Source organism: Xanthobacter autotrophicus (assembly GCF_030015065.1).
GTDB classification, from domain to species: domain Bacteria; phylum Pseudomonadota; class Alphaproteobacteria; order Rhizobiales; family Xanthobacteraceae; genus Xanthobacter; species Xanthobacter autotrophicus_D.
Genome location: NZ_JAIVFN010000091.1, coordinates 1 through 19,192, shown reverse-complemented (window position 1 = coordinate 19,192; position 19,192 = coordinate 1). Strand labels below are relative to the sequence as shown.

General features: G+C 69.6%; 17 protein-coding genes and 1 pseudogene. 6 read left to right on the top strand and 12 right to left on the bottom strand.

What is annotated here, in order from left to right; genetic code table 11:
• Positions 1-1,093: pseudogene (locus tag K9U40_RS16775) on the bottom strand (hypothetical protein); the annotation flags it as partial.
• A gap of 231 nt (positions 1,094-1,324) precedes the next feature.
• Here K9U40_RS16775 and K9U40_RS16770 point away from each other — a divergent pair.
• On the top strand, positions 1,325-2,686 hold the full coding sequence (locus K9U40_RS16770; protein ID WP_282891283.1) for a glutamate--tRNA ligase: 1,362 nt from the start codon (positions 1,325-1,327) through the stop codon (positions 2,684-2,686).
• Between the two features lie 185 nt (positions 2,687-2,871).
• Here the strand turns inward: K9U40_RS16770 and K9U40_RS16765 are convergent, their stop codons facing one another.
• Both K9U40_RS16765 and K9U40_RS16760 read right to left on the bottom strand, forming a co-directional pair.
• Entirely contained in the window at positions 2,872-4,050 is a 1,179-nt protein-coding gene (locus K9U40_RS16765) for a DUF2865 domain-containing protein (protein WP_282891281.1), read from the bottom strand.
• A gap of 214 nt (positions 4,051-4,264) precedes the next feature.
• A complete protein-coding gene (locus K9U40_RS16760; protein ID WP_282891282.1) occupies positions 4,265-5,353 on the bottom strand; it encodes a TRAP transporter substrate-binding protein in 1,089 nt (362 codons plus the stop codon).
• 273 nt (positions 5,354-5,626) lie between these two features.
• On the opposite strand from K9U40_RS16760, the gene K9U40_RS16755 reads away from it, so the two are divergent.
• A complete protein-coding gene (locus K9U40_RS16755; protein ID WP_282891280.1) occupies positions 5,627-6,184 on the top strand; it encodes a CreA family protein in 558 nt (185 codons plus the stop codon).
• A gap of 168 nt (positions 6,185-6,352) precedes the next feature.
• On the opposite strand, the gene K9U40_RS16750 is transcribed toward K9U40_RS16755, so the two are convergent.
• Positions 6,353-6,661: a hypothetical protein gene (locus tag K9U40_RS16750; RefSeq protein WP_282891279.1), complete on the bottom strand. Its 309-nt coding sequence runs from the start codon at positions 6,659-6,661 to the stop codon at positions 6,353-6,355.
• A gap of 491 nt (positions 6,662-7,152) precedes the next feature.
• Between K9U40_RS16750 and cysS the strand changes: the two genes are divergently transcribed.
• The 3 genes from cysS to cimA are packed head-to-tail and all read left to right on the top strand — an operon-like array spanning position 7,153 to position 10,642.
• Entirely contained in the window at positions 7,153-8,541 is a 1,389-nt protein-coding gene (gene cysS / locus K9U40_RS16745) for a cysteine--tRNA ligase (protein WP_282891278.1), read from the top strand.
• Complete coding sequence (locus K9U40_RS16740; protein WP_282891277.1) at positions 8,538-9,032, top strand: GNAT family N-acetyltransferase; 495 nt, start codon at positions 8,538-8,540, stop codon at positions 9,030-9,032. Before cysS ends, K9U40_RS16740 begins: the two co-directional genes overlap by 4 nt.
• Complete coding sequence (cimA, locus tag K9U40_RS16735) at positions 9,029-10,642, top strand: citramalate synthase (RefSeq protein ID WP_282891276.1); 1,614 nt, start codon at positions 9,029-9,031, stop codon at positions 10,640-10,642. Before K9U40_RS16740 ends, cimA begins: the two co-directional genes overlap by 4 nt.
• A gap of 12 nt (positions 10,643-10,654) precedes the next feature.
• On the opposite strand, the gene K9U40_RS16730 is transcribed toward cimA, so the two are convergent.
• Positions 10,655-11,830: a CaiB/BaiF CoA transferase family protein gene (locus K9U40_RS16730; protein ID WP_282891275.1), complete on the bottom strand. Its 1,176-nt coding sequence runs from the start codon at positions 11,828-11,830 to the stop codon at positions 10,655-10,657.
• Between the two features lie 185 nt (positions 11,831-12,015).
• A complete protein-coding gene (locus K9U40_RS16725; RefSeq protein WP_282891274.1) occupies positions 12,016-13,224 on the bottom strand; it encodes an acyl-CoA dehydrogenase in 1,209 nt (402 codons plus the stop codon).
• Positions 13,225-13,353: 129 nt separating this feature from the next.
• Here K9U40_RS16725 and K9U40_RS16720 point away from each other — a divergent pair, with 129 nt between their 5' ends.
• Entirely contained in the window at positions 13,354-14,043 is a 690-nt protein-coding gene (locus K9U40_RS16720; protein WP_282891273.1) for a TetR/AcrR family transcriptional regulator, read from the top strand.
• Between the two features lie 74 nt (positions 14,044-14,117).
• Here K9U40_RS16720 and K9U40_RS16715 read toward each other — a convergent pair whose 3' ends face one another.
• From K9U40_RS16715 to K9U40_RS16690, 6 genes are all read right to left on the bottom strand, one after another.
• The gene (locus K9U40_RS16715) at positions 14,118-15,188 is read right to left on the bottom strand and encodes a CobW family GTP-binding protein (RefSeq protein ID WP_282891272.1); all 1,071 of its coding nucleotides are present in this window, start codon (positions 15,186-15,188) and stop codon (positions 14,118-14,120) included.
• Positions 15,189-15,255: 67 nt separating this feature from the next.
• Positions 15,256-16,221, bottom strand: a complete 966-nt coding sequence (locus K9U40_RS16710; protein ID WP_282891271.1) for a metal ABC transporter substrate-binding protein — start codon at positions 16,219-16,221, stop codon at positions 15,256-15,258.
• Between the two features lie 12 nt (positions 16,222-16,233).
• Positions 16,234-17,106 carry a metal ABC transporter permease gene (locus K9U40_RS16705; protein WP_282891270.1) on the bottom strand — a complete coding sequence of 291 codons (873 nt, stop codon included), beginning with the start codon at positions 17,104-17,106 and terminating at the stop codon, positions 16,234-16,236.
• A 244-nt stretch (positions 17,107-17,350) separates the two neighbouring features.
• Complete coding sequence (locus K9U40_RS16700; protein WP_282891269.1) at positions 17,351-18,091, bottom strand: metal ABC transporter ATP-binding protein; 741 nt, start codon at positions 18,089-18,091, stop codon at positions 17,351-17,353.
• A complete protein-coding gene (locus tag K9U40_RS16695) occupies positions 18,088-18,375 on the bottom strand; it encodes a hypothetical protein (RefSeq protein WP_282891268.1) in 288 nt (95 codons plus the stop codon). Before K9U40_RS16695 ends, K9U40_RS16700 begins: the two co-directional genes overlap by 4 nt.
• A gap of 393 nt (positions 18,376-18,768) precedes the next feature.
• Positions 18,769-19,192, bottom strand: a 424-nt coding sequence (locus tag K9U40_RS16690; protein WP_432715925.1) for an allophanate hydrolase-related protein, incomplete at its 5' end; no start/stop codon positions are given.

Below are 19,192 nucleotides of genomic sequence, written 5' to 3'. Positions count from 1 at the left end.
GCCCCCGCCCGGCTGGAATCGTCCCGGCGGTCCCGGCTATCCGGGTGGCCCCGGGTACCCAGGCGGCCCCGGTCGTCCGGGTGAGCCCGGCTATCCTGGTGGTCCGGGTGGCCCTGGTGGCCCTGGTGGTCCTGGAGGTCCCGGCCGTCCGGGTGGCCCCGGCGAGCCCGGTTATCCCGGCGGTCCTGGCCAGCCTGGAGGTCCCGGTGGTCCTGGTGGTCCCGGCCGTCCTGGTGGTCCCGGTGAGCCCGGTTATCCCGGCGGTCCCGGCCGTCCGGGTGGCCCCGGCGAGCCCGGTTATCCCGGCGGTCCTGGCCAGCCTGGAGGTCCCGGTGGTCCTGGTGGTCCCGGTCGCCCCGGTGGTCCCGGACAGCCTGGAGTCCAGCCCGGCACGCCGCCCGGTGGTGCCGGCCAGCCCGGCCAGCCGGGAGGTCCCGGCCGTCCCGGCGGTCCCGGTGAGCCCGGAGTCCAGCCCGGCACGCCGCCCGGTGGCGCCGGCCAGCCCGGCCAGCCGGGAGGTCCCGGCCGTCCCGGTGGTCCCGGCCAGCCCGGAGTCCAGCCCGGCACGCCGCCTGGTGGCGCCGGCCAGCCCGGCCAGCCGGGAGGTCCCGGCCGTCCCGGTGGTCCCGGCCAGCCCGGAGTCCAGCCCGGCACGCCGCCCGGTGGCGCCGGCCAGCCCGGCCGTCCGGGTGGTCCCGGCCCGAACGGGTTGCCCACGCGGCCGCCGACGCCTCAGGAGCGCCAGCAGCCGCAGCAGCGCCAGCAGCCGCAGCAGCGCCAGCAGGATCAGATGCAGCAGCGGCAGTTGCAGCAGCAGCGTCAGATGGAACAGCGCCAGATGCAGCAACAGCGCCAGCAGCAGATGCAGCAGCAACAGATGCAGCAGCGCCAGCAGCAGATCCAGCGCCAGCAGGATCAGATGCAGCAGCGCCAGTTGCAGCAGCAGCGCCAGCCGGAACAACGCCAGATGCAGCAGCGTCAGCAGGAGCAGTTCCAGCAGCGCCAGCAGCGGCCGCCGGAGCAGCAGCGGCCTCAGCAGTTCCAGCAGAGGCCGCCGCAGCAGGGCCAGCCCCAGGGCCAGCCGCAGCGGCAACCCCAGGGCCAGCCGCAGCGGCAGCCCCAGGGCCAGCCTCAGGGTCAGCCGCAGCGTGGCCGGCCCGACTGCCGTGGGCCGGACTGCCCGCAGCCCCGCTGAAGTAACAGGAGCCCGGCCGCCATGGCCGGGCTCCTTCTTTCTGGCCGGGGCCGTGCCGTTCCCATCGACGCCGCCGGCGCGGCGGGCTATGGGCTCCCCATGTCCCGCCCCGTTTTGCCCGGCCCCGTGATGTCCTCTCCCGTCGTCTCCCGCCCGGTTCTGCGTTTCGCGCCGTCGCCCACCGGCCTTATCCATGTGGGCAATGCCCGCACCGCCCTCATCAATGCGCTCCTCGCCCGGCGCGCCGGCGGCACCTTCATCCTGCGCTTCGACGACACCGATGCCGTGCGCTCCCGCGCGGAATATGCCGATGCCATCGTGGCGGACCTCGCATGGCTCGGCATCGCGCCCGACCTCACCGTCCGCCAGTCGGACCGCATCGCCGACTACGCGGCCGCGGCCGAGCGCCTGAGGGCGTCCGGGCGGCTCTACCCCGCCTATGAGAGCGAGGATGAACTGGAGCTGAAACGCCGGCTCCAGCGGGCGCGCGGCCTGCCTCCGGTCTATGACCGCGCGGCGCTGGCGCTCACCACCGCAGACCGCGCCCGGCTGGAAGCCGAAGGGCGGCGCCCGCACTGGCGCTTCCGCCTCGACCATCGCGTCATCGCCTGGGACGACGGCGTGCGCGGCCCCCAGCAGGTGGATACGGCGAGCCTCTCCGATCCTGTCCTGGTGCGCGCCGACGGCAGCTTCCTCTACACGCTGCCCTCGGTGGTGGATGACCTCGCCCTGGGCGTCACGGATGTGGTGCGCGGTGAGGACCATGTGACCAATACGGCGGTGCAGATCGAGATTTTCGAGGCGCTGGGCGGGCCGGCGCCACGCTTCGCCCATCACAATCTGCTCACGCTGCCTTCGGGGGAGGGCCTCTCGAAGCGGCTCGGCCACCTCTCCCTTTCGGCGCTGCGCGAGGCCGGGCACGAGGCGCTGGCCGTCGCCGCCGCCGCCGTGCTGGTGGGCACCTCCCACGCGGTGGAGGCGGTGGAGGGCCTCGACGCGCTGGCGGCACTGGTGGACCTTGCCCACATCTCCCGCGCGCCGGCCCGTTTCGATCCCGAAGATCTCGCCCCGCTCACCGCCCGCACCCTGCACATGATGCCGTTCGAGGCCGCGGCGCCCCGCCTCGCGGCGGCGGGGATCGGCGGCGGCGCGGCCTTCTGGCTCGCCGTGCGCGGCAATCTCACCCGCTTTTCAGAGGCGGCGGAATGGTGGGCGGTGGTGGCGCAGCCGATGGCGGGCCTGGTGGCGGACGCGGATCGCGGCTTCCTCGCGGCGGCGGCGGGGCTCCTGCCCGCCGAGCCTTGGGACGCGCAGACCTATGGCGCGTGGATCAAGGCTGTGAAGGATGCGAGCGGGCGTGCGGGCAAGGCCCTGTTCCATCCGTTGCGCCTCGCCCTCACCGGCCGGGACAAAGGGCCGGAGCTTGCCGCGCTGCTGCCGCTGATGGGCCGCTCGCGGGTGGCCGGGCGGCTCACGGGGGCGGCGGCATAAGGCCGGATCGGGTCCGGCCTTCGATTCAAGCCCGCCGGCGGCGCGTGTCCGAGCGGCGCGATGCTCGCTTATACCAACGGCTTCGGTGTTTGACTGAGACCGAAAGGGTTCTGCTCAGGCGACGTGCGGGCTCAAGTCGGTGCCGGCCTTCAGCGGAAGTGGGGCTTTCCCCGCTCCGTGCCGCCTTACTGCGCGGTGCCTTGTCCGGCGCCGGGGGTGGTCTGCTGGTTCTGGGCGTTCTGCGAGCGGGGCAGCGGGATGATGCGCACCTGGCGCTGGCCCGGCTGCTCGGACGCCGGGGCGAGCGGCGCGGCGGCGGTCGCGGCCACGGGGCCCCCGGCAGCTTCCGAGGCGGCAGTGGCGGGCGCCCGTGCAGCCGCGCCCTTGCCCTTGGCGCTGCCGGGCTCGTTGAACTTCGGCTGCGACATCTCGCGGGCCTGCTCCTCGGTCACGAGGATATCGCCCTTGCGCAGGGTGGTCTCGTCCTCCAGGCCGGCGAGGGCCTGCGCCCAGGACTGGCCGGCCGGCTTGCAGGTGCAGGACGGCACCAGCTCCTTGCGGTAGCGCAGCGCGTTGGGCAGCGACATGTAGGACTGGCCGGAAACGCTCACCGCCGACCGGATGTCGCCGCTATAGGTGAAGAGCTGCGCCTCCGAGCCCGGGCAGAGCCGCTTGCACAGCTGGTCGTCCTGCGCGTAGCGGCTGGAGTTGGTGGAGTTCGCCATGGGGAAGAAATAGCCGTCGCAGGTGCGCACGCACACGGTGCGGGAGGAATACTGCTTCGGCTGGTCCAGCGGGATGGTGGCGAGGTCGGGCGCGCTTTCCTCCTCCTGCACGCTCTGGGGCGTGCCGAAGATGGCCTCGAAGAAGTTGCGCGGCTTCTGCGGCTCGGAGGGGCGCCGCGCGGCCTGGACGGCGGCGGTGTATTGCGGGCCGCAATTGTTCTGGGCGAGGGCGAGGATCAGCGCCCGGCGCTGGCCGCTCTGGTCCGATCCGCCGCGCTCCATGCCGGCGAGCTGGGACCTGAGCCGCGAGACCTGGTCGTCGATCTGGTCGCACTGGGGCGGACGGGGCGGCCCCTGGAAGATGAGGAAGCCGCGGGGGGCGTCGCAGCCCATGCCGCGGGCCTGGGAGGTGAGACGGTCGAGGTCGGAGCGCAGCTTGGCCGCCTGCTGCTGCTGGGCGGCGGCGCCGTTGGCGCCCCGGTCGAGGGACATGAGGGAGGATTCGAGCTGCATGCAGGCCGGGCTGCCCGCCTGCGCCAGGGCCTGGGTGGCGGCCCCCGTCGCCGGACCGGCCAGAAGCAGCCCGAACGCGAACTTGCGGGCCAGTATGCGGGCCAATTCAAGCGCGCCGGCGCCCATCCCTCGCTCTGCCCCCATCCTCACCTTCTCGACTCTCGGTTCGCCGCCCAATGCCGGACTGCTTCTCTATAGACCGAGAGCAGTCGTCAATGGTGACGAAACTGTGGCTTCATCACGGTGCGTCAGGGGGGCGTCGGCGGCCCGCCCCGCCCTTTGGGGTGCTGTACGCGCGCCAAGACCCCAGCGCGCGCAAAGCGTGTTCCGGGGCCGGGCCTCAGCTCTTGCCGCGATTGCGGATGTTGAAGGTGTCGTAGGCGTATTCGGCGATCTGCCACCACACCAGCTGGTCGGAGCGGATGGCGTTCATGGACTCGAGCGCCTGCCTGAAGGCGGGGTTGGTGGCGGCGATCTCGTTGTAGAGCTCGAACGCCGCCTTGTGCCCCGCCTCCATGATGGAGGGCGGGAAGGGCCGCAGCTCCGCGCCCTGCTGCACCAGGCGGCGCAGGGCCGGCGGGTTTACCGAATCGTACTTGGCCAGCATCCAGTTGTTGGCGGCCTCCGCGGCGTTGCGGACAATGGCCTGGTAGTGCTTCGGCAGCGCGTCCCACTGCTTGTCGTTGATGACGAGGTGCATCATGGCCCCGCCCTCCCACCAGCCGGGATAGTAGTAATACTTGGCCACCTTTACGAGGCCGAACTTCTCGTCGTCATAGGGGCCGACGAACTCGGCGGCGTCGATGGTGCCGCGCTCGAGGGCGGCATAGACGTCGCCCGGCACGATCTGCTGCGGCACCACGCCGAGCTTGGCCAGCACCTGGCCGCCGATGCCGCCGATGCGGAACTTCAGGCCCTTCAGGTCCTCGATGCCGGCAAGCTCCTTGCGGAAGAAACCGCCCATCTGGCACCCCGAATTGCCCATGGGCATGGAGGTGACGTTGTACTTGGCGAGCACGCCGTTGATGATCTCGGCGCCGCCGCCGAAGAACCACCAGGAATGCTGCTGGCGCGAGTTGAAGCCGAACGGCACGCCGGTGCCGAAGGCAAGCACCGGGTCCTTGCCGGTGTAGAAATAGGTGGCGGTCTGCGCACACTCCACCGAGCCGGTGGAGACGGCGTCCAGGGCCTGGAGGCCGGGCACCAGCTCGCCCGCCGGAAAGGTCTGGATCTGGAAGCGGCCGTCGGTGGCCTCGGATACGTAGCGCGCGAAGGTCTGCGCCGTGCCGTAGATGGTGTCCAGGGAGCGGGGGAAGGACGAGGTCAGGCGCCATTTCACCTCGGGCTGGCTCTGGGCGAGCGCCGGAGCAGCCACAGCGCCGGTGGCGAGCGCGGTGGCGGATGCGCCAATGAAGTGCCGGCGCTTGATGTCCATGATGGTGCTCCTCGGGCCTTTTCTTGTCGGGCTCTGCCAGTGGGGCGACAGGGGTGTCACGGCCGCGCCTCCGCGTCAATCGCGAGCCGGCTCGGCGCGTCCCGATCCCCGGCCGCGCGGACCGGCCGGGGCGTGCATTCGCCGCTCTGCGGCCGAAAGCCGGATCCGGCCTGGGGCGCAGGTGGTTTTTGCGCTCCGCGCCGGCGGTCCGTCTTTTCCTGGCGGCGGCTTTCCCCATATCAGGGGCGATAACCTGCGGGAGCTTCCATGACCCCTCCGAAACGTCCGCGCCGTGCCCCTCACCTCGTCAGCCGGCTTCGTGCCGGGCTCGTCTTCGGAGTGCTGGTCCTGCCGGCCATCGGTGCCGGACCTGCGGTAGCCCAGGAGCCGGACCTCATCTTCAAGAAGTCCACCGTCTGGAAATTCCTGACCCCGGACGACAAGCTCGCCGTTTACGGCATCGACGACCCGGGGGTGGAGGGCGTCGCCTGCCACTACACCACGCCGGAGAGGGGCGGCCTGAAGGGCATGGTCGGCGTGGCGGAGGAGACCTCCGACATCTCGCTGGCGTGCCGGCAGGTCGGCCCCATCTCGTTCAAGGGCAAGTTCGAGCAGGGCGACGTGGTGTTCCGCGAGAGCCGCTCCTTCTTCTTCAAGAAGATGCAGATCGTCCGCGGCTGCGACACCAAGCGCAACGTGCTGGTCTATCTGGTCTATTCGGACAAGCTGATCGAAGGTAGCCCGAAGAATTCCACCTCCACCGTGCCGATCATGCCCTGGGGTGGCGGGACCGATGTGCCCAGATGCGCGGACTTCGTGAAGTGAGGTTCCCGACGTGAGGGCCGGGTGAGGACGCAAGGCGCAAACAGGCGATCGCCGCATCCCGCTCGTCATGCCCGGCGCAAGGCCGGGCGTGACGAGCGGGAAGGTCCTGAAAGCCCGACCTGATCAGGTTTTGTCGGACGATGTGCGAAACGGGGTCTGGCACGCCTCTCAGCGCGAGCAGGTGATGGCCACCGCCTCGGGGCACAGGGGGCCGGTGCAGGCGGCGGGCGCGGCCGTCCGCATCGGGGTAGGGGCGGTTTCGGCGACGCGGCCGAAATCAATGACGCGGTCATAGTCGTGGGAGCGGCACCAGGCGACGGCGATGCGCTCGCCGCACGGCGCGCCGGACGACAGGCAGCGGTCGATGCCGTAGCCGTCGGAATTGTCGATGATGAAAATGCGGGTGTCGGCCTCGGCCAAAGCGGTCAGGGACAGGCTCGCCGCTGCCGCGACAACCAGCGTTCGGATGCTCTGCATGGGAGGGAAACGGCCCTTTCAAAAAGGCGCCGCGGCGGTGATCCGCTGCCACCCTGTCAATGGGGGCACGGCGCGGAGGAGCGCAGCTGCCTCCTCCGGTGCGCCGCCGGGGCGCTCTTGCGGCGCAGGGGATAGGCCTCCAGCCCCCGCATGGTCAAGCGTGGCCTTGTAACGAATTGCGGATCGGGCCTCGCCGAAGCGCCGCAAAAGTGATGCGGCGCAAGGGCCCACCCTCTCCGGCGCCGCTGCGGCGGTTTCCGGCGCCTCCTGCCGCGCCGGCGCGAAAGCTCTTGACGGCCGCCCCGGCCCGAACCATTGTCCCGCGCCATGAACGGCCGGTTTGCCATCACCTGCGCCATCGCGGCGATTATTTGCGGTTAGCCGAAAAGCTGGCCGTGGCCGTCCCTTGCTGCTCCCTTAAGACTTAAGGATCTGGACGCCCCGGCCGGTGCACCGGCACGGCGCATGCGCGCCATTCGGGGGAACGATCCATGGAGCTCAGGCTCTACAATACCTTGACGCGCTCGAAGGACACGCTGCGTCCGCTCGATCCCGCCAACGTGCGCATGTATGTGTGCGGCCCCACCGTCTACGACCACGCCCATATCGGCAATGCACGCCCGGTGATCGTGTTCGACGTGCTCAACCGGCTGCTACGCCGCCTCTATGGCGATGCCCATGTCAAATATGTCCGCAACATCACCGACGTGGACGACAAGATCAACGCCCGCGCCGCCGAGCGCGGCATCTCCATCCGCGACCTCACGGAGGAGACCTACCGCTGGTTCCGCGAGGATACCGCGGCGCTGAACTGCCTGCCGCCCACCGTCGAGCCGCGCGCCACCGAGCACATCGACGAGATGCGCACCCTCATCGAGCGCCTCGTCGCCACCGGCCATGCCTATGTGGCGGAAGAGCACGTGCTGTTCCACGTCCCGTCCATGCCGGACTATGGCCGCCTTTCCCGCCGCCCGCTGGACGAGATGGTCGCCGGCGCCCGCGTGGATGTCGCCCCCTACAAGCGCGATCCCATGGATTTCGTGCTGTGGAAACCCAGTGCCGAGGGCGTTCCCGGCTGGCCCTCGCCCTGCGGCATCGCCACCCCCGGCCGTCCCGGCTGGCACATCGAGTGCTCGGCCATGTCGTGGCGCCACCTGGGCGAGACCTTCGACATCCATGGCGGCGGCATCGACCTCGTCTTCCCGCACCATGAGAACGAGATCGCCCAGTCGCGCTGCGCCTTCCACACCGGCGTGATGGCGCAGATGTGGATGCATAACGGCTTCCTCATGCTGGAAGGCGAGAAGATGTCCAAGTCGCTGGGCAACTTCGTCACCATCCGCGAGCTGCTCACCGAGTGGCCGGGCGAGGTGCTGCGCCTCGCCATGCTCTCCACCCATTATCGCCAGCCCATCAACTGGACCCGGCAGGGCCTGGGCTTCGCCGCCAAGACGCTGGACAAGTGGTACCGCGTCATCGGCGAGGTGGAGGCCGAGACGGGGGAGGGCAACCCGTTCGAGATCGAGATCGCGGACCGGCTCGCCGACGACCTCAACACGCCGTCCGCCATCACCCACCTGCACCATCTCGCGGAAGTCGCCGAGCACGAGGAAAGCTCCTCCGCCCTGCGCCGGCGCTTCAAGGGGGCGGCCAACCTGCTCGGCCTGCTCGGCGACACCGAAACCGGGTGGCGCGCCCGGCAGAAGGAGGCCATCGCTCTCGACGAGGGCGTGATCGCCGGCCTCATCGCCGATCGCCTCGCCGCCCGCAAGGCGAAGGACTTCAAGCGCGCCGACCAGATCCGCGAGGAGCTGGCCGCGCAGGGCATCGTGCTCATGGACAACAAGGACGGAACCACCAGCTGGGAAGTGTCGCGATGACCGCCGCCAAGCTCTCCCTGCGCCCCTACCTGCCGGCCGACGCGCCGGTTCTGGCGGCCCTGTTCCGCGCCTCCATCATGGAACTGACGGGCGAGGACTATGACGAGGAGCAGCAGGAGGCCTGGAGCGCGGCGGCCGACGACGAGGACGCCTTCGCCGCCCGCCTCGCCGGGGCGCTCACGCTGGTGGCGCTCGGGGGCGGGGCGCCGGTGGGCTTCCTTGCGCTCAAGGACAATGCCCACATCGACCTGCTCTATGTGGCGCCGGACGCCGCCGGCACCGGCGTCGCCCGGGCCCTGTGCGATGCCGCCGAGACCCTGGCCAAGGCCCGCGGCACCCGCAAGCTGACGGTGGACGCCAGCGACACCGCGCTCGGCTTCTTCCAGCATCGCGGCTACGAGGCCCAGCGCCGCAACATGGTGCCGCTGGCCGACACCTGGCTCGGCAACACCTCGATGGAAAAGACGCTCGGCGAGGGGGCAGGGCGATGACCACTTCTCAGTCCGGCGCGCGCGAGCGCCTCTATCTCTTCGACACCACCCTGCGCGACGGCGCGCAGACCAACGGGGTGGACTTCACCGTCGCCGACAAGCTGCGGGTACTCTCGCTGCTGGACCAGCTCGGGGTGGACTATGTGGAGGCCGGCTATCCCGGCGCCAATCCCACGGACACCCAGCTGTTTTCGGAAGAGCATCCCGCGAAGGCGCGCATCACCGCCTTCGGCATGACCAAGCGGCCCGGCCGCTCCGCCGCCAACGATCCCGGCATCGCCGCGCTGATCGGGGCCAGGGCGGATGCCATCTGCTTCGTGGCCAAGTCCTCCGCCTACCAGGTGCGGGTGGCGCTGGAGACCACCAAGGAGGAGAACCTCGCCTCCATCCGCGAGAGCGTCCAGGCCGCCGTGGCGGCAGGGCGCGAGGCGCTGGTGGATTGCGAGCATTTCTTCGACGGCTTCAAGGAAGACAAGGACTTCGCCCTCGCCTGCGCCCGCGCCGCCTACGAGGCCGGCGCCCGCTGGGTGGTGCTGTGCGACACCAATGGCGGCACCTTGCCCCACGAGGTGGAGGCCATCGTTTCCGAGCTGGTGAAGGTCGTCCCCGGCGACCATGTGGGCATCCACGCCCACAACGACACCGAGCAGGCGGTGGCCAATTCGCTGGCGGCGGTAAGGGCGGGGGCGCGGCAGGTCCAGGGCACGCTCAACGGCCTCGGCGAGCGCTGCGGCAACGCGAACCTGTGCTCCATCATCCCGACACTTCTGCTGAAGCCGGACTATTCGGCGCACTTCGACATCGGCGTCTCGCGTGATGCGCTGGCCGACATCGCCCACGTCTCGCGGACCCTCGACGAGATGCTGAACCGGGCGCCGGACCGCCACGCGCCTTACGTGGGCGAAAGCGCCTTCGCCACCAAGGCCGGCATCCATGCGTCCGCCATCCTGAAGGACCCGGCCACCTACGAGCACGTGCCCCCCGAGGCGGTGGGCAACCGGCGCAAGCTGCTGGTCTCGGACCAGGCCGGCAAGTCCAACGTGCTGGCGGAGCTGGAGCGCCTCGGCGTCCCGGTGGACAAGGGCGATCCGCGCATCGCCCGGCTGCTGGACGAGGTGAAGACCCGCGAGGCGCTGGGCTATGCCTATGAGGCGGCGGACGCTTCCTTCGCGCTTTTGGCGCGGCGCATCCTCGGCAGCGTGCCGGACTTCTTCGACGTGGAGCGCTTCAGCGTGAACGTGGAGCGGCGCTTCAATGCCAGGGGCGAGATGAGCACGGTCGCCGAGGCCATCGTGAAGGTGAAGGTGGGCGAGGAGGTTCTGATCTCCGCCGCCGAGGGCAACGGCCCGGTGAACGCCCTCGACGTGGCGCTGCGCAAGGACCTCGGCAAGTTCCAGCCGTTCATCGCCGGCCTGCACCTCACCGACTACCGGGTGCGCGTCCTCAACGGCGGCACCGAGGCGGTCACCCGCGTGCTGATCGAGAGCGCCGACGAGAAGGGCGACCGCTGGACCACGGTGGGCGTCTCGCCCAACATCATCGACGCCTCGTTCGAGGCGCTGATCGATTCCATCACCTGGAAGCTGCTTCAGGAGGGGGCGACGGCCTGACGGCCGGCGCTCTCAGCCTTTCGCCAGCGCCTCCAGCGCCTTGAGCACCGCTTGCGTGTCCGCGCCGAGGCGCGGGCTGGCGGTCTTCGCCACCTGCCGTTCGCCGTCGAGCACGATGGGGCTCGCCACCGAGGGAACCGTGCCGCCGCCGGCCTCCTTGAGATCAACGCGCAGGCCGCGGGCCTTCACCTGGGGATCGTCGAACACCTGCGCCACCGTATTGATGGGGCCGGCGGGCACGCCCTTCGCCTCCAGCGCTGCGAGGAGGTCGTCGCGCTTGAAGGCGGCGGTCAGCGCGGAGAGCTGCGGCACCAGTGCGGCTCGGTGGGCGACGCGCTCGGGGTTGGTCCTGTAGTCGGCCTCCCGCGCCAGCTCCGGCGCGCCCAGCACGGCGCAGAAGCGGGCGAACTGGCCGTCATTGCCCACGGCGGCGATGAAATAGCCGTCGGCGCAGGGGAAGACCTGATAAGGCACGATGTTGGGATGGGCGTTGCCCATGCGTTTCGGCGCCTTGCCGGAGGTGAGGTAGTTCATGGCCTGGTTGGCCAGAACGCCCACCTGGGTGTCGAGCAGCGCCATGTCCACATGGCCGCCGAGGCCGGTCTCCTCCCGCCGGCGCAAAGCGGCGAGGATGCCCACGGTGGCATAGAGACCGGTGAAGATGTCGGCGAAGGCGACGCCCACCTTCTGCGGCTCGCCGTCCGGTGCGCCGGTCAAGTCCATGATGCCGCCCATGCCCTGCACCAGGAAGTCGTAGCCGGCGCGCGGCGCATAGGGGCCGTCCTGCCCGAAGCCGGTGACGGAGCAATAGACGAGGCGCGGGTTCTCCGCCTTCAGGCTCTCGTAATCGAGGCCGTATTTCTTCAGGCCGCCGACCTTGAAATTCTCGATGACCACATCGCTCTGGCGGGCCAGCGCGCGGATGGTCTCCTGTCCCTCGGGGGTCTCGAAATCCACCGCCACCGAGCGCTTGCCGCGGTTGGTGGCGTGGAAATAGGCGGCGCCGAGATCGGCCCCGTCCTCACCCTTCAGGAAGGGCGGGCCCCAGGTGCGGGTATCGTCGCCGCCGCCGGGACGCTCCACCTTGATCACCTCGGCGCCGAGATCGGCGAGCAGCTGCCCGCACCAGGGCCCGGCGAGGATGCGGGCAAGTTCAAGGACGCGAAGGCCGGCGAGGGGAGGGGACATGGGGGGCTCGTTCTTCTGGGCCCGCGCCTCCGGTTCGTGTCATGGCCGGGCTCGCCCCGGCCATCCACGTCCCGTGACAGGGCGCGACAATCGAAAGCTGGCGCGAGCGGATCGGCGTGGATGCCCGGCATAAGGCCGGGCATGACGTTCGCTGCACCTCGGACGCTGCGGGAGATGCCCCGTTCTCAGAAGAACGCCTGGATGCCGGTGATGCCCCGGCCGAGGATCAGCGCATGGATGTCGTGCGTGCCCTCATAGGTGTTCACGGTTTCCAGGTTCGCGGCGTGGCGGATGACGTGGAATTCGGCCGAGATGCCGTTGCCGCCGTGCATGTCGCGGGCGGTGCGGGCGATGTCCAGCGCCTTGCCGCAATTGTTGCGCTTGATGAAGGAGATGGTCTCCGGCGGCAGGCGGCCTTCCTCGAACAGCCGGCCCACGCGCAGGCAGGCCTGAAGGCCAAAGGCGATGTCGGTGGCCATGTCCGCCAGCTTCTTCTGCACCAGCTGGGTGGCGGCCAGCGGCTTGCCGAACTGCTTGCGGTCCAGCGTGTACTGCCGCGCCTGGGCATAGCAGGCTTCCGCCGCGCCCATGACGCCCCAGCCGATGCCGTAGCGCGCCCGGTTGAGGCAGCCGAACGGCCCGGCAAGGCCGGACACGTTGGGCAAAAGGTTCTCTTCCGGGATCTCCACGTCCTCCAGCACGATCTCGCCGGTGATGGAGGCGCGCAGCGAAAGCTTGCCCTCGATCTTGGGGGTGGAGAAGCCCTTCGCGCCGCGTTCCACCACGAAGCCCTTGATGGCGTTGTCGTGGGCCGCCGACTTCGCCCACACCACCGCGAGGTCGGCGATGGGGGAATTGGTGATCCACATCTTGGCGCCGTTGAGGCGATAGCCGCCGTCGATCTTCTCGGCGCGGGTGCGCATGCCGGCGGGATCGGAGCCGGCATCCGGCTCGGTGAGGCCGAAGCAGCCCACCCACTCGCCGGTGGCGAGCTTCGGCAAATACTTCCTGCGCTGCTCTTCCGTGCCATAGGCGTAGATGGGGTGCATGACGAGGGAGGACTGCACGCTCATGGCCGAGCGGTAGCCACTGTCCACCCGCTCCACCTCGCGGGCCGCAAGGCCGTAGGACACATAGCCGAGGCCGGCGCCGCCATATTCCGCCGGGATGGTGGGGCCGAGCAGGCCCAGCTCGCCCATCTCGTTCATGATCTCGCGGTCGAAACGCTCGTCGAGATAGGCGGAGGTGACGCGGGGCAGGAGCTTCTCCTGCGCATAGTCGCGCGCCGTGTCGCGCACCAGCCGCTCGTCCTCGGTGAGCTGGCCGTTGAGGTCGAAGGGGTCGGTCCAGTCGAACACGGGCTTGGAGGTGGCGGCGGACGAAGGGGCGGCCATGGAGCGTGTCTCCCGTTGTGGACCCGGCCGGCGGCGCGGGCTACATTTACATTCCATCCAGTCGGTATATAATAATATAACGTCAGTCAAGGGAGCGGACCGCTGCAGGACGAACTGAAAAAGAAGCCGGTGGCCGAGACCGCGCCGGAGCCGCCTCGTCGCCGTGGCCGCCCGCCGAAGGTTGCCGCGCCGTCTGCTGCGGGGTCCGTCGCGCGGCTGGGCCGCCCGCCGCTCATGGCCGACCCGCGTGCCGAGATCCTGCGCCAGGCGGCGCAGCTCTTCGCGCAGAAGGGCTATGTGGAAAGCTCACTCAACGAGCTGGCCGCCGCCATGAACTATTCCAAGGGCGCCATTTACAATTACTTCTCCTCCAAGCAGGAGATTTACGACGCCATCATCATCTTCACCCTGACCGGCCTGTACGAGACCGCCGCCAGGGCGGTGAACGAGGCCGATCCGCCGGTGGAGCGCCTCAGGCAGTTCATGATGGCCCACGCCCGCTTCCTCGCCGACAATTACGATTGCTTCGTCACCATGCTGGTGGGCTTTTCCGGCATGGCCAACACTGGCCTGAAGGACGATGCCCTCGCTTTGCGCGACGCCCACGAGGGCCTGTTGCGCCGCATCCTCCAGGATGGGGTCGCCGACGGCTCGTTCCGCGAGGTGAGCGCCGCCATGACGGGGCGCGCGGTGCTCTCGCTGCTGAGCTGGATGGTGCGCTGGTTCAAGCCGGGCGGCGGCAAGTCCGGCGAGGGCAAGTCCGCCGAGGAGGTGGCGCAGGAATATCACGACCTGCTGGTGCGCGGCCTGATGGCCTGAGGAGGCACTGAAAATGAAGAAGGCCCGCGGGTGCGCCGCGGGCCTTCTTGCGTTTGGGAACCGTGCGACCGATCTCACGCCGCGCAGGAGAGGAAGCCGTCCTCCAGAGCCTTGGCGTCGAGCTTGCGGCCGATGAAGACGATGCGGCTAACGCGCTTCTCGTCGCCCCTCCACGGGCGCTGGTGATCGCCGTCGAGGATCATGTGCACACCCTGGAACACGAAGCGGTCCGGATCATTGGCGAACGACAGGATGCCCTTGGAGCGCAGGATGTTCGGTCCTTCGGTGGCCACCAGATTCTGCACCCAGGGGAAGAATTTGTCCGGATTCAGCGGCTTCTCGGTGGAGAAGGAGACCGACTGCATCTCCTCATCGTGCACCGCCTTCAGGCTGTGGTGATGGTGGCCGTGGTCGTGCGCGTGATCATGACCATGATCGCAGCCGCAGTCCGGCCCGTGCTCGTGGTCGTGATCGTGGTGGTGCTCGTCCTCCTCGAGGAAGGCGGGCTCCAGCTCCAGGATGCGGTCGAGGTCGAAGGCGCCCTGGTTCAGCACCTTGGCGATGTCGATCTCCGATTTCGTCGTCCGGTAGAGCTTGGCATAGGGGTTGATGCCGCGGATGCGGGCTTCCACCTGGTCCAGCTCCGCGCCGGTGACGAGATCGGTCTTGTTGAGCAGGATCACGTCGGCGAACGCCACCTGGTTCTTGGCCTCGGGGGCGTCCTTGAGGCGGTCGGAGAGCCACTTGGCGTCGGCCACGGTGACCACGGCATCGAGGCGGGTCCTGGCCTGCACCTCCTCGTCCACGAAGAAGGTCTGGGCCACCGGGGCGGGGTCGGCGAGGCCGGTGGTCTCGACGATGATGCCGTCGAAGCCGCCCTTGCGGCGCAGCAGGCCGTCGATGATGCGGATGAGGTCGCCGCGCACGGTGCAGCAGATGCAGCCGTTGTTCATCTCGAACACTTCCTCGTCGGCGCCCACCACGAGGTCGTTGTCGATGCCGATCTCGCCGAACTCGTTGACGATGACCGCGAATTTCTTGCCGTGGGGCTGCGAGAGGATGCGGTTGAGCAGCGTGGTCTTGCCGGCGCCCAGATAGCCGGTCAGCACGGTGACGGGGATCTTCTCGGCCTGCGTTTCAGCCATGGGTTCACCTGATTGAAGGCGACGGCCGCAGGGGACGGCCGCCGCGAATGGAAGTTTGGCCCCGCGCTCAGCTCGCCAGGGCAGCGGAGAGCTCGCGCACGTTGGAGCGCATCATGTCGATGTAGGTGCTCGCCGGGCCTTTGTCATCGGAGAGCGCGTCGGAATAGAGCTCGCCGCCGATCTTGGCGCCGGTTTCCCGGGCGATGCGCTGCATCAGGCGCGGGTCGGTGACGTTCTCCATGAACACGGCCGGGATCTTCTGCGCCTTGATCTGGCGGATGATGCGGGCCACGTCGCGGGCCGAGGCCTCGCTCTCGGTGGAGACGCCTTCGGGCGCCACCAGCACCACGCCATAGGCCTCGCCGAAATAGCCGAAGGCGTCGTGGGAGGTGATGATGCGGCGCTGCCCGGCCGGGATCCTGGCAATGGCCACCTTCACCTCGGTCTCCAGGGTGTCGAGCCTGGCGAGGTAGGCGGCCGCATTGGCGGTGTAGGCGTCGCGGCCGTCCGGATCGGCGGCGATCAGGCCGTCGCGCACGTTGGCCACATAGACCTTGGCGTTGGCGATGGACTGCCACGCGTGGGGGTCGATGCCGCCATGGTCGTGGCCGTGGGCCTCCTCCTTGTGGGCGTGCTTGTCCTTGCCTTTCGGCTTGTCGTCATCGTCCTCGAAGCCGGTGCGCGGCGTGATCCCGTTCGTGGCCACCACCACCGGCGCCTTGGTGCCGGACGCCTTGGCGAGGCGGTCGAGCCAGCCCTCGAAGCCGAGGCCGTTCACGAACACCACCCTGGCGGCGGCCATGGCCTTCGCGTCGGCGGGGGTGGGCTGGTAGACGTGGGCATCGCCATTGGGGCCGACGATGGTGGTGACCTGCACGCGGTCGCCGCCTACCTCTTTCACGAAGTCGCCGAGGATGGAGAAGGAGGCCACCACCGGCAGCGTCCGGGCGGGCGCGGCAGTGCCCTGCGCAAGGGCCGGCCCGGCGAGCACGGCACCAAGGCCGGCGGCGAGGACGAGACGTCGGTTGAGCATCAGGCTTTCCCTTCAGGCTTCGAGATGGCGGCGCGGCATGACGCGGGAGGCAAGCCCGCCGATGGGGCCGAAAATCACCGCGCCGGCATAGGCCAGCCCGGCCACCAGGATGATGGAGGGGCCGGACGGCGTGCCGAGGTGGTAGGAGACGAGGAGGCCGATGGCCCCGGCCACGAAGGCGATGAACGTGGCGAGCATCACCAGCGCGGTGAGGTCACGCACGAAGAAGCGCGCGGTGGCCGCGGGCAGCATCATCAGCCCCACCGAGAGCAGGGTGCCGAGCGCGTGGAAGCCGCCCACGAGGTTCATCACCACCAGCGACAGGAAGGCGATGTGGCTGATCCCGCCGGTCCGGCTCACCGAGGCGAGGAAGGTGGGGTCCACGCATTCCAGCACCAGCGGCCGCCAGATGAAGGCCAAAGTCACCAGCGTGAGCGTGGTGATGGAGGCGATGAGGATGAGGGTGGCGTCGTCGATGCCGAGCACGGTGCCGAACAGCACGTGGAGCAGGTCCACGTTGGAGCCCTTCAGCGACACGATGAGCACGCCGAGCGCCAGCGAGATGAGGTAGAAGGCGGCGAGGGAGGCGTCTTCCTTCATGCCGGTGGCCCGCGCCACCACGCCGGCGCCGATGGCCACCACCAGCCCGGCCACGAGCCCGCCCGCCGTCATGGCATAGAGGTTGAGGCCGGCGAACAGAAAGCCGATGGCGGCGCCGGGCAGGATGGCGTGGGCCATGGCGTCGCCGGTCAGCGACATGCGCCGCAGCATCAGGAAGGCGCCCAGAGGCCCCGCCCCCAGCGCCAGCGCGAACACGCCGGCCAGCGCCCGCCGCATGAATTCGAACTCCGTGAACGGAGCGATGAGAAGGTCGTAAGGGTTCATTCTCGTCTCTCGGGGCGCGCCCGCGACAACGCAAGCGCGCCACTGGCGCCACGGGCGACATGGCTCGCGACTGGAAGGCGGCGTCGGCGGAGGATGCAGCCTCCGGGATTTGCTGCGTCCTTGCGCTTGGCCGGGACGTCGAGGGTCCGGCGGGGGTTGCGCACCGGACCGGGGTTGGACGGCCTTGACCCGGCTCCCGGCCAAGCGGAAGGACGGCAATGAAAGGACTGGCGGCGCGCGCCGCTCAGGCCGCGTCGGAACAGGCGTGGGCGTCCTCCCGCCAGGCCTCGCCCATGCGGCGCGCCTTCAGGAGGTTCTCGGACCCCAGTGCTTCCGAGGTCGGACCCCAGGCCACCGGGGTCCGGGCCAGGAGCAGTGTCTCGGGAAAATTGGCGCGGACCAGATCGAAATCGTGCAGCACCGCGATCACCGTGCGCTTCTCGCCGTGCCAGCGGCGCACCAGGTCCACGAGGTCGGACACGGTCCTGGCGTCGAGGGCGGTGAAGGGCTCGTCCAAGAGGATCACGCGGGCGTCCTGCAGCAGCAGGCGGGCGAACAGGGTGCGCTGCATCTGCCCGCCGGAGAGGGTGCCGATGGGGCGCGCCTCGAAGCCTTCGAGGCCCACGGCGGCGATGGCGTCGGCGATGCGCTGCCGGTCGGCCCGGCCGATGCCGCCGAACAGTCCGGCGCGCCGCCACAGGCCCATGGCCACCATGTCGTAGACATGGATGGGAAAGCTGCGGTCGATCTCGGCGCCCTGCGGCAGATAGGCGATGTCGCGCGGGGAGACGCCGTGCAGGTCGATGGCGCCGCCCAGCGGCTTCAGCGCGCCGCATATGCCCTTCAGCAGGGTGGACTTGCCGGCGCCGTTGGAGCCGCACACGGCGAGCAGCGCGCCTTCCCCCACATCGCCGGACAGGTGATGCACGGCGGGGTGGCGCTCATAGCCGAGGGTCAGGTTGCGGAAGGAGATCTGCGCGCTCACGGCTCGACTCCGAGCACGAGGGCGACAGCGGTCCACAGCACCGCGAGGAGCGTGCCGGCGATGGCGAGGCGCGCGGCGAGGGACAGCCGCAGCACCGAGGCGCCGATGCGCACCTCCGGCCGGCGGCCGGCTGGACGGGCATGGTCCCCATGGGAGCGATCCGCATGGGAGCGATCCGCATGGGCGTGATCCGCATGGGCGTGGCCGGAATGCTCACCATGCGCGCGCGCCGGGGCGGGCCCGGAGGGCGCGGCAACTGCATCGACGGCGGACGAAAGAGACATGGAACCTGCCGGGAATGGTTCAATGAGAGTCTTGATACAGTGTATCAGTCACCCTGTCCAGCAGGTCTCGCGGGTTGGTCGTGGGTGGCCGGACAAGCCCACATGGCGATTGAGCATGACCTGTTGGCATCGGTTTAAAGGCTGATGTTGTTGGCATGAGATGATCGCTTGCGCCCCCCGCGCTGCCGAGAACCCTCTCCCGCTTGCGGGGGAGGGCAGGGAGGGGGCAACAGGTGTTCTGACTTGGCGCCGCCCGCGCCTTTCGGCATTGGTCTGCCCCCAGCTCTCCCCCGCAAGCGGGAGAGGGGGCCGCGCCGCGTCGGGGTGAGGGCGCTCCTTTTCAAGCGGAGACACCACCTCTGGTCATGCCTCGGTTGGCCTTGGGGCAGTTCCTCAGGCGGTGGCCGGCGTCGCCATGAAGGCACGAAATCCCCCGTGCGCGGTGATGTCCTGCGCCCCATCAAGGGCAGCCGCCTCGGCGAGGAAGCCGGCTACGCGGGTGCCATCGGAAAGCTCCACCTGCCCGAGGCCGAGGGGCGCGGGGATGGTGGCAAGCAGCTGCCCCACGCCCTCGAAGGGTAGCGACCAGATCTCGCCTTCCACGGCCGCGCCGTTCTCCTTCACCCGCACCACGCCGGGGCGCGCCACGGCGCCGGGCAGGAGCTTCATGCGGTAGGCGGCGGCGGTGGTCGCGGGACGCACGAAGCGCGCGCCCAAGGCCTTGAGATCCCCGTTCAGCGCCATGCCGGAAAGGTGGGCGCCGAACACGCAGATGTCGAGCCGACCCGGTTCCGGAGCCACGGGCAGGGGCGCGAGG

Excerpts from the sequence above, each read along its gene's own strand:
- K9U40_RS16765 (WP_282891281.1), bottom strand. The coding sequence starts at position 4,050 with ATGGGCGCCGGCGCGCTTGAATTGGCCCGCATACTGGCCCGCAAGTTC.
- K9U40_RS16705 (WP_282891270.1), bottom strand. The coding sequence starts at position 17,106 with ATGAACCCTTACGACCTTCTCATCGCTCCGTTCACGGAGTTCGAATTC.
- K9U40_RS16750 (WP_282891279.1), bottom strand. The coding sequence starts at position 6,661 with ATGCAGAGCATCCGAACGCTGGTTGTCGCGGCAGCGGCGAGCCTGTCC.
- K9U40_RS16710 (WP_282891271.1), bottom strand. The coding sequence starts at position 16,221 with ATGCTCAACCGACGTCTCGTCCTCGCCGCCGGCCTTGGTGCCGTGCTC.
- cysS (WP_282891278.1), top strand. The coding sequence starts at position 7,153 with ATGGAGCTCAGGCTCTACAATACCTTGACGCGCTCGAAGGACACGCTG.
- K9U40_RS16770 (WP_282891283.1), top strand. The coding sequence starts at position 1,325 with ATGTCCTCTCCCGTCGTCTCCCGCCCGGTTCTGCGTTTCGCGCCGTCG.
- K9U40_RS16755 (WP_282891280.1), top strand. The coding sequence starts at position 5,627 with ATGACCCCTCCGAAACGTCCGCGCCGTGCCCCTCACCTCGTCAGCCGG.
- K9U40_RS16715 (WP_282891272.1), bottom strand. The coding sequence starts at position 15,188 with ATGGCTGAAACGCAGGCCGAGAAGATCCCCGTCACCGTGCTGACCGGC.
- K9U40_RS16695 (WP_282891268.1), bottom strand. The coding sequence starts at position 18,375 with ATGTCTCTTTCGTCCGCCGTCGATGCAGTTGCCGCGCCCTCCGGGCCC.
- cimA (WP_282891276.1), top strand. The coding sequence starts at position 9,029 with ATGACCACTTCTCAGTCCGGCGCGCGCGAGCGCCTCTATCTCTTCGAC.
- K9U40_RS16730 (WP_282891275.1), bottom strand. The coding sequence starts at position 11,830 with ATGTCCCCTCCCCTCGCCGGCCTTCGCGTCCTTGAACTTGCCCGCATC.
- K9U40_RS16725 (WP_282891274.1), bottom strand. The coding sequence starts at position 13,224 with ATGGCCGCCCCTTCGTCCGCCGCCACCTCCAAGCCCGTGTTCGACTGG.
- K9U40_RS16740 (WP_282891277.1), top strand. The coding sequence starts at position 8,538 with ATGACCGCCGCCAAGCTCTCCCTGCGCCCCTACCTGCCGGCCGACGCG.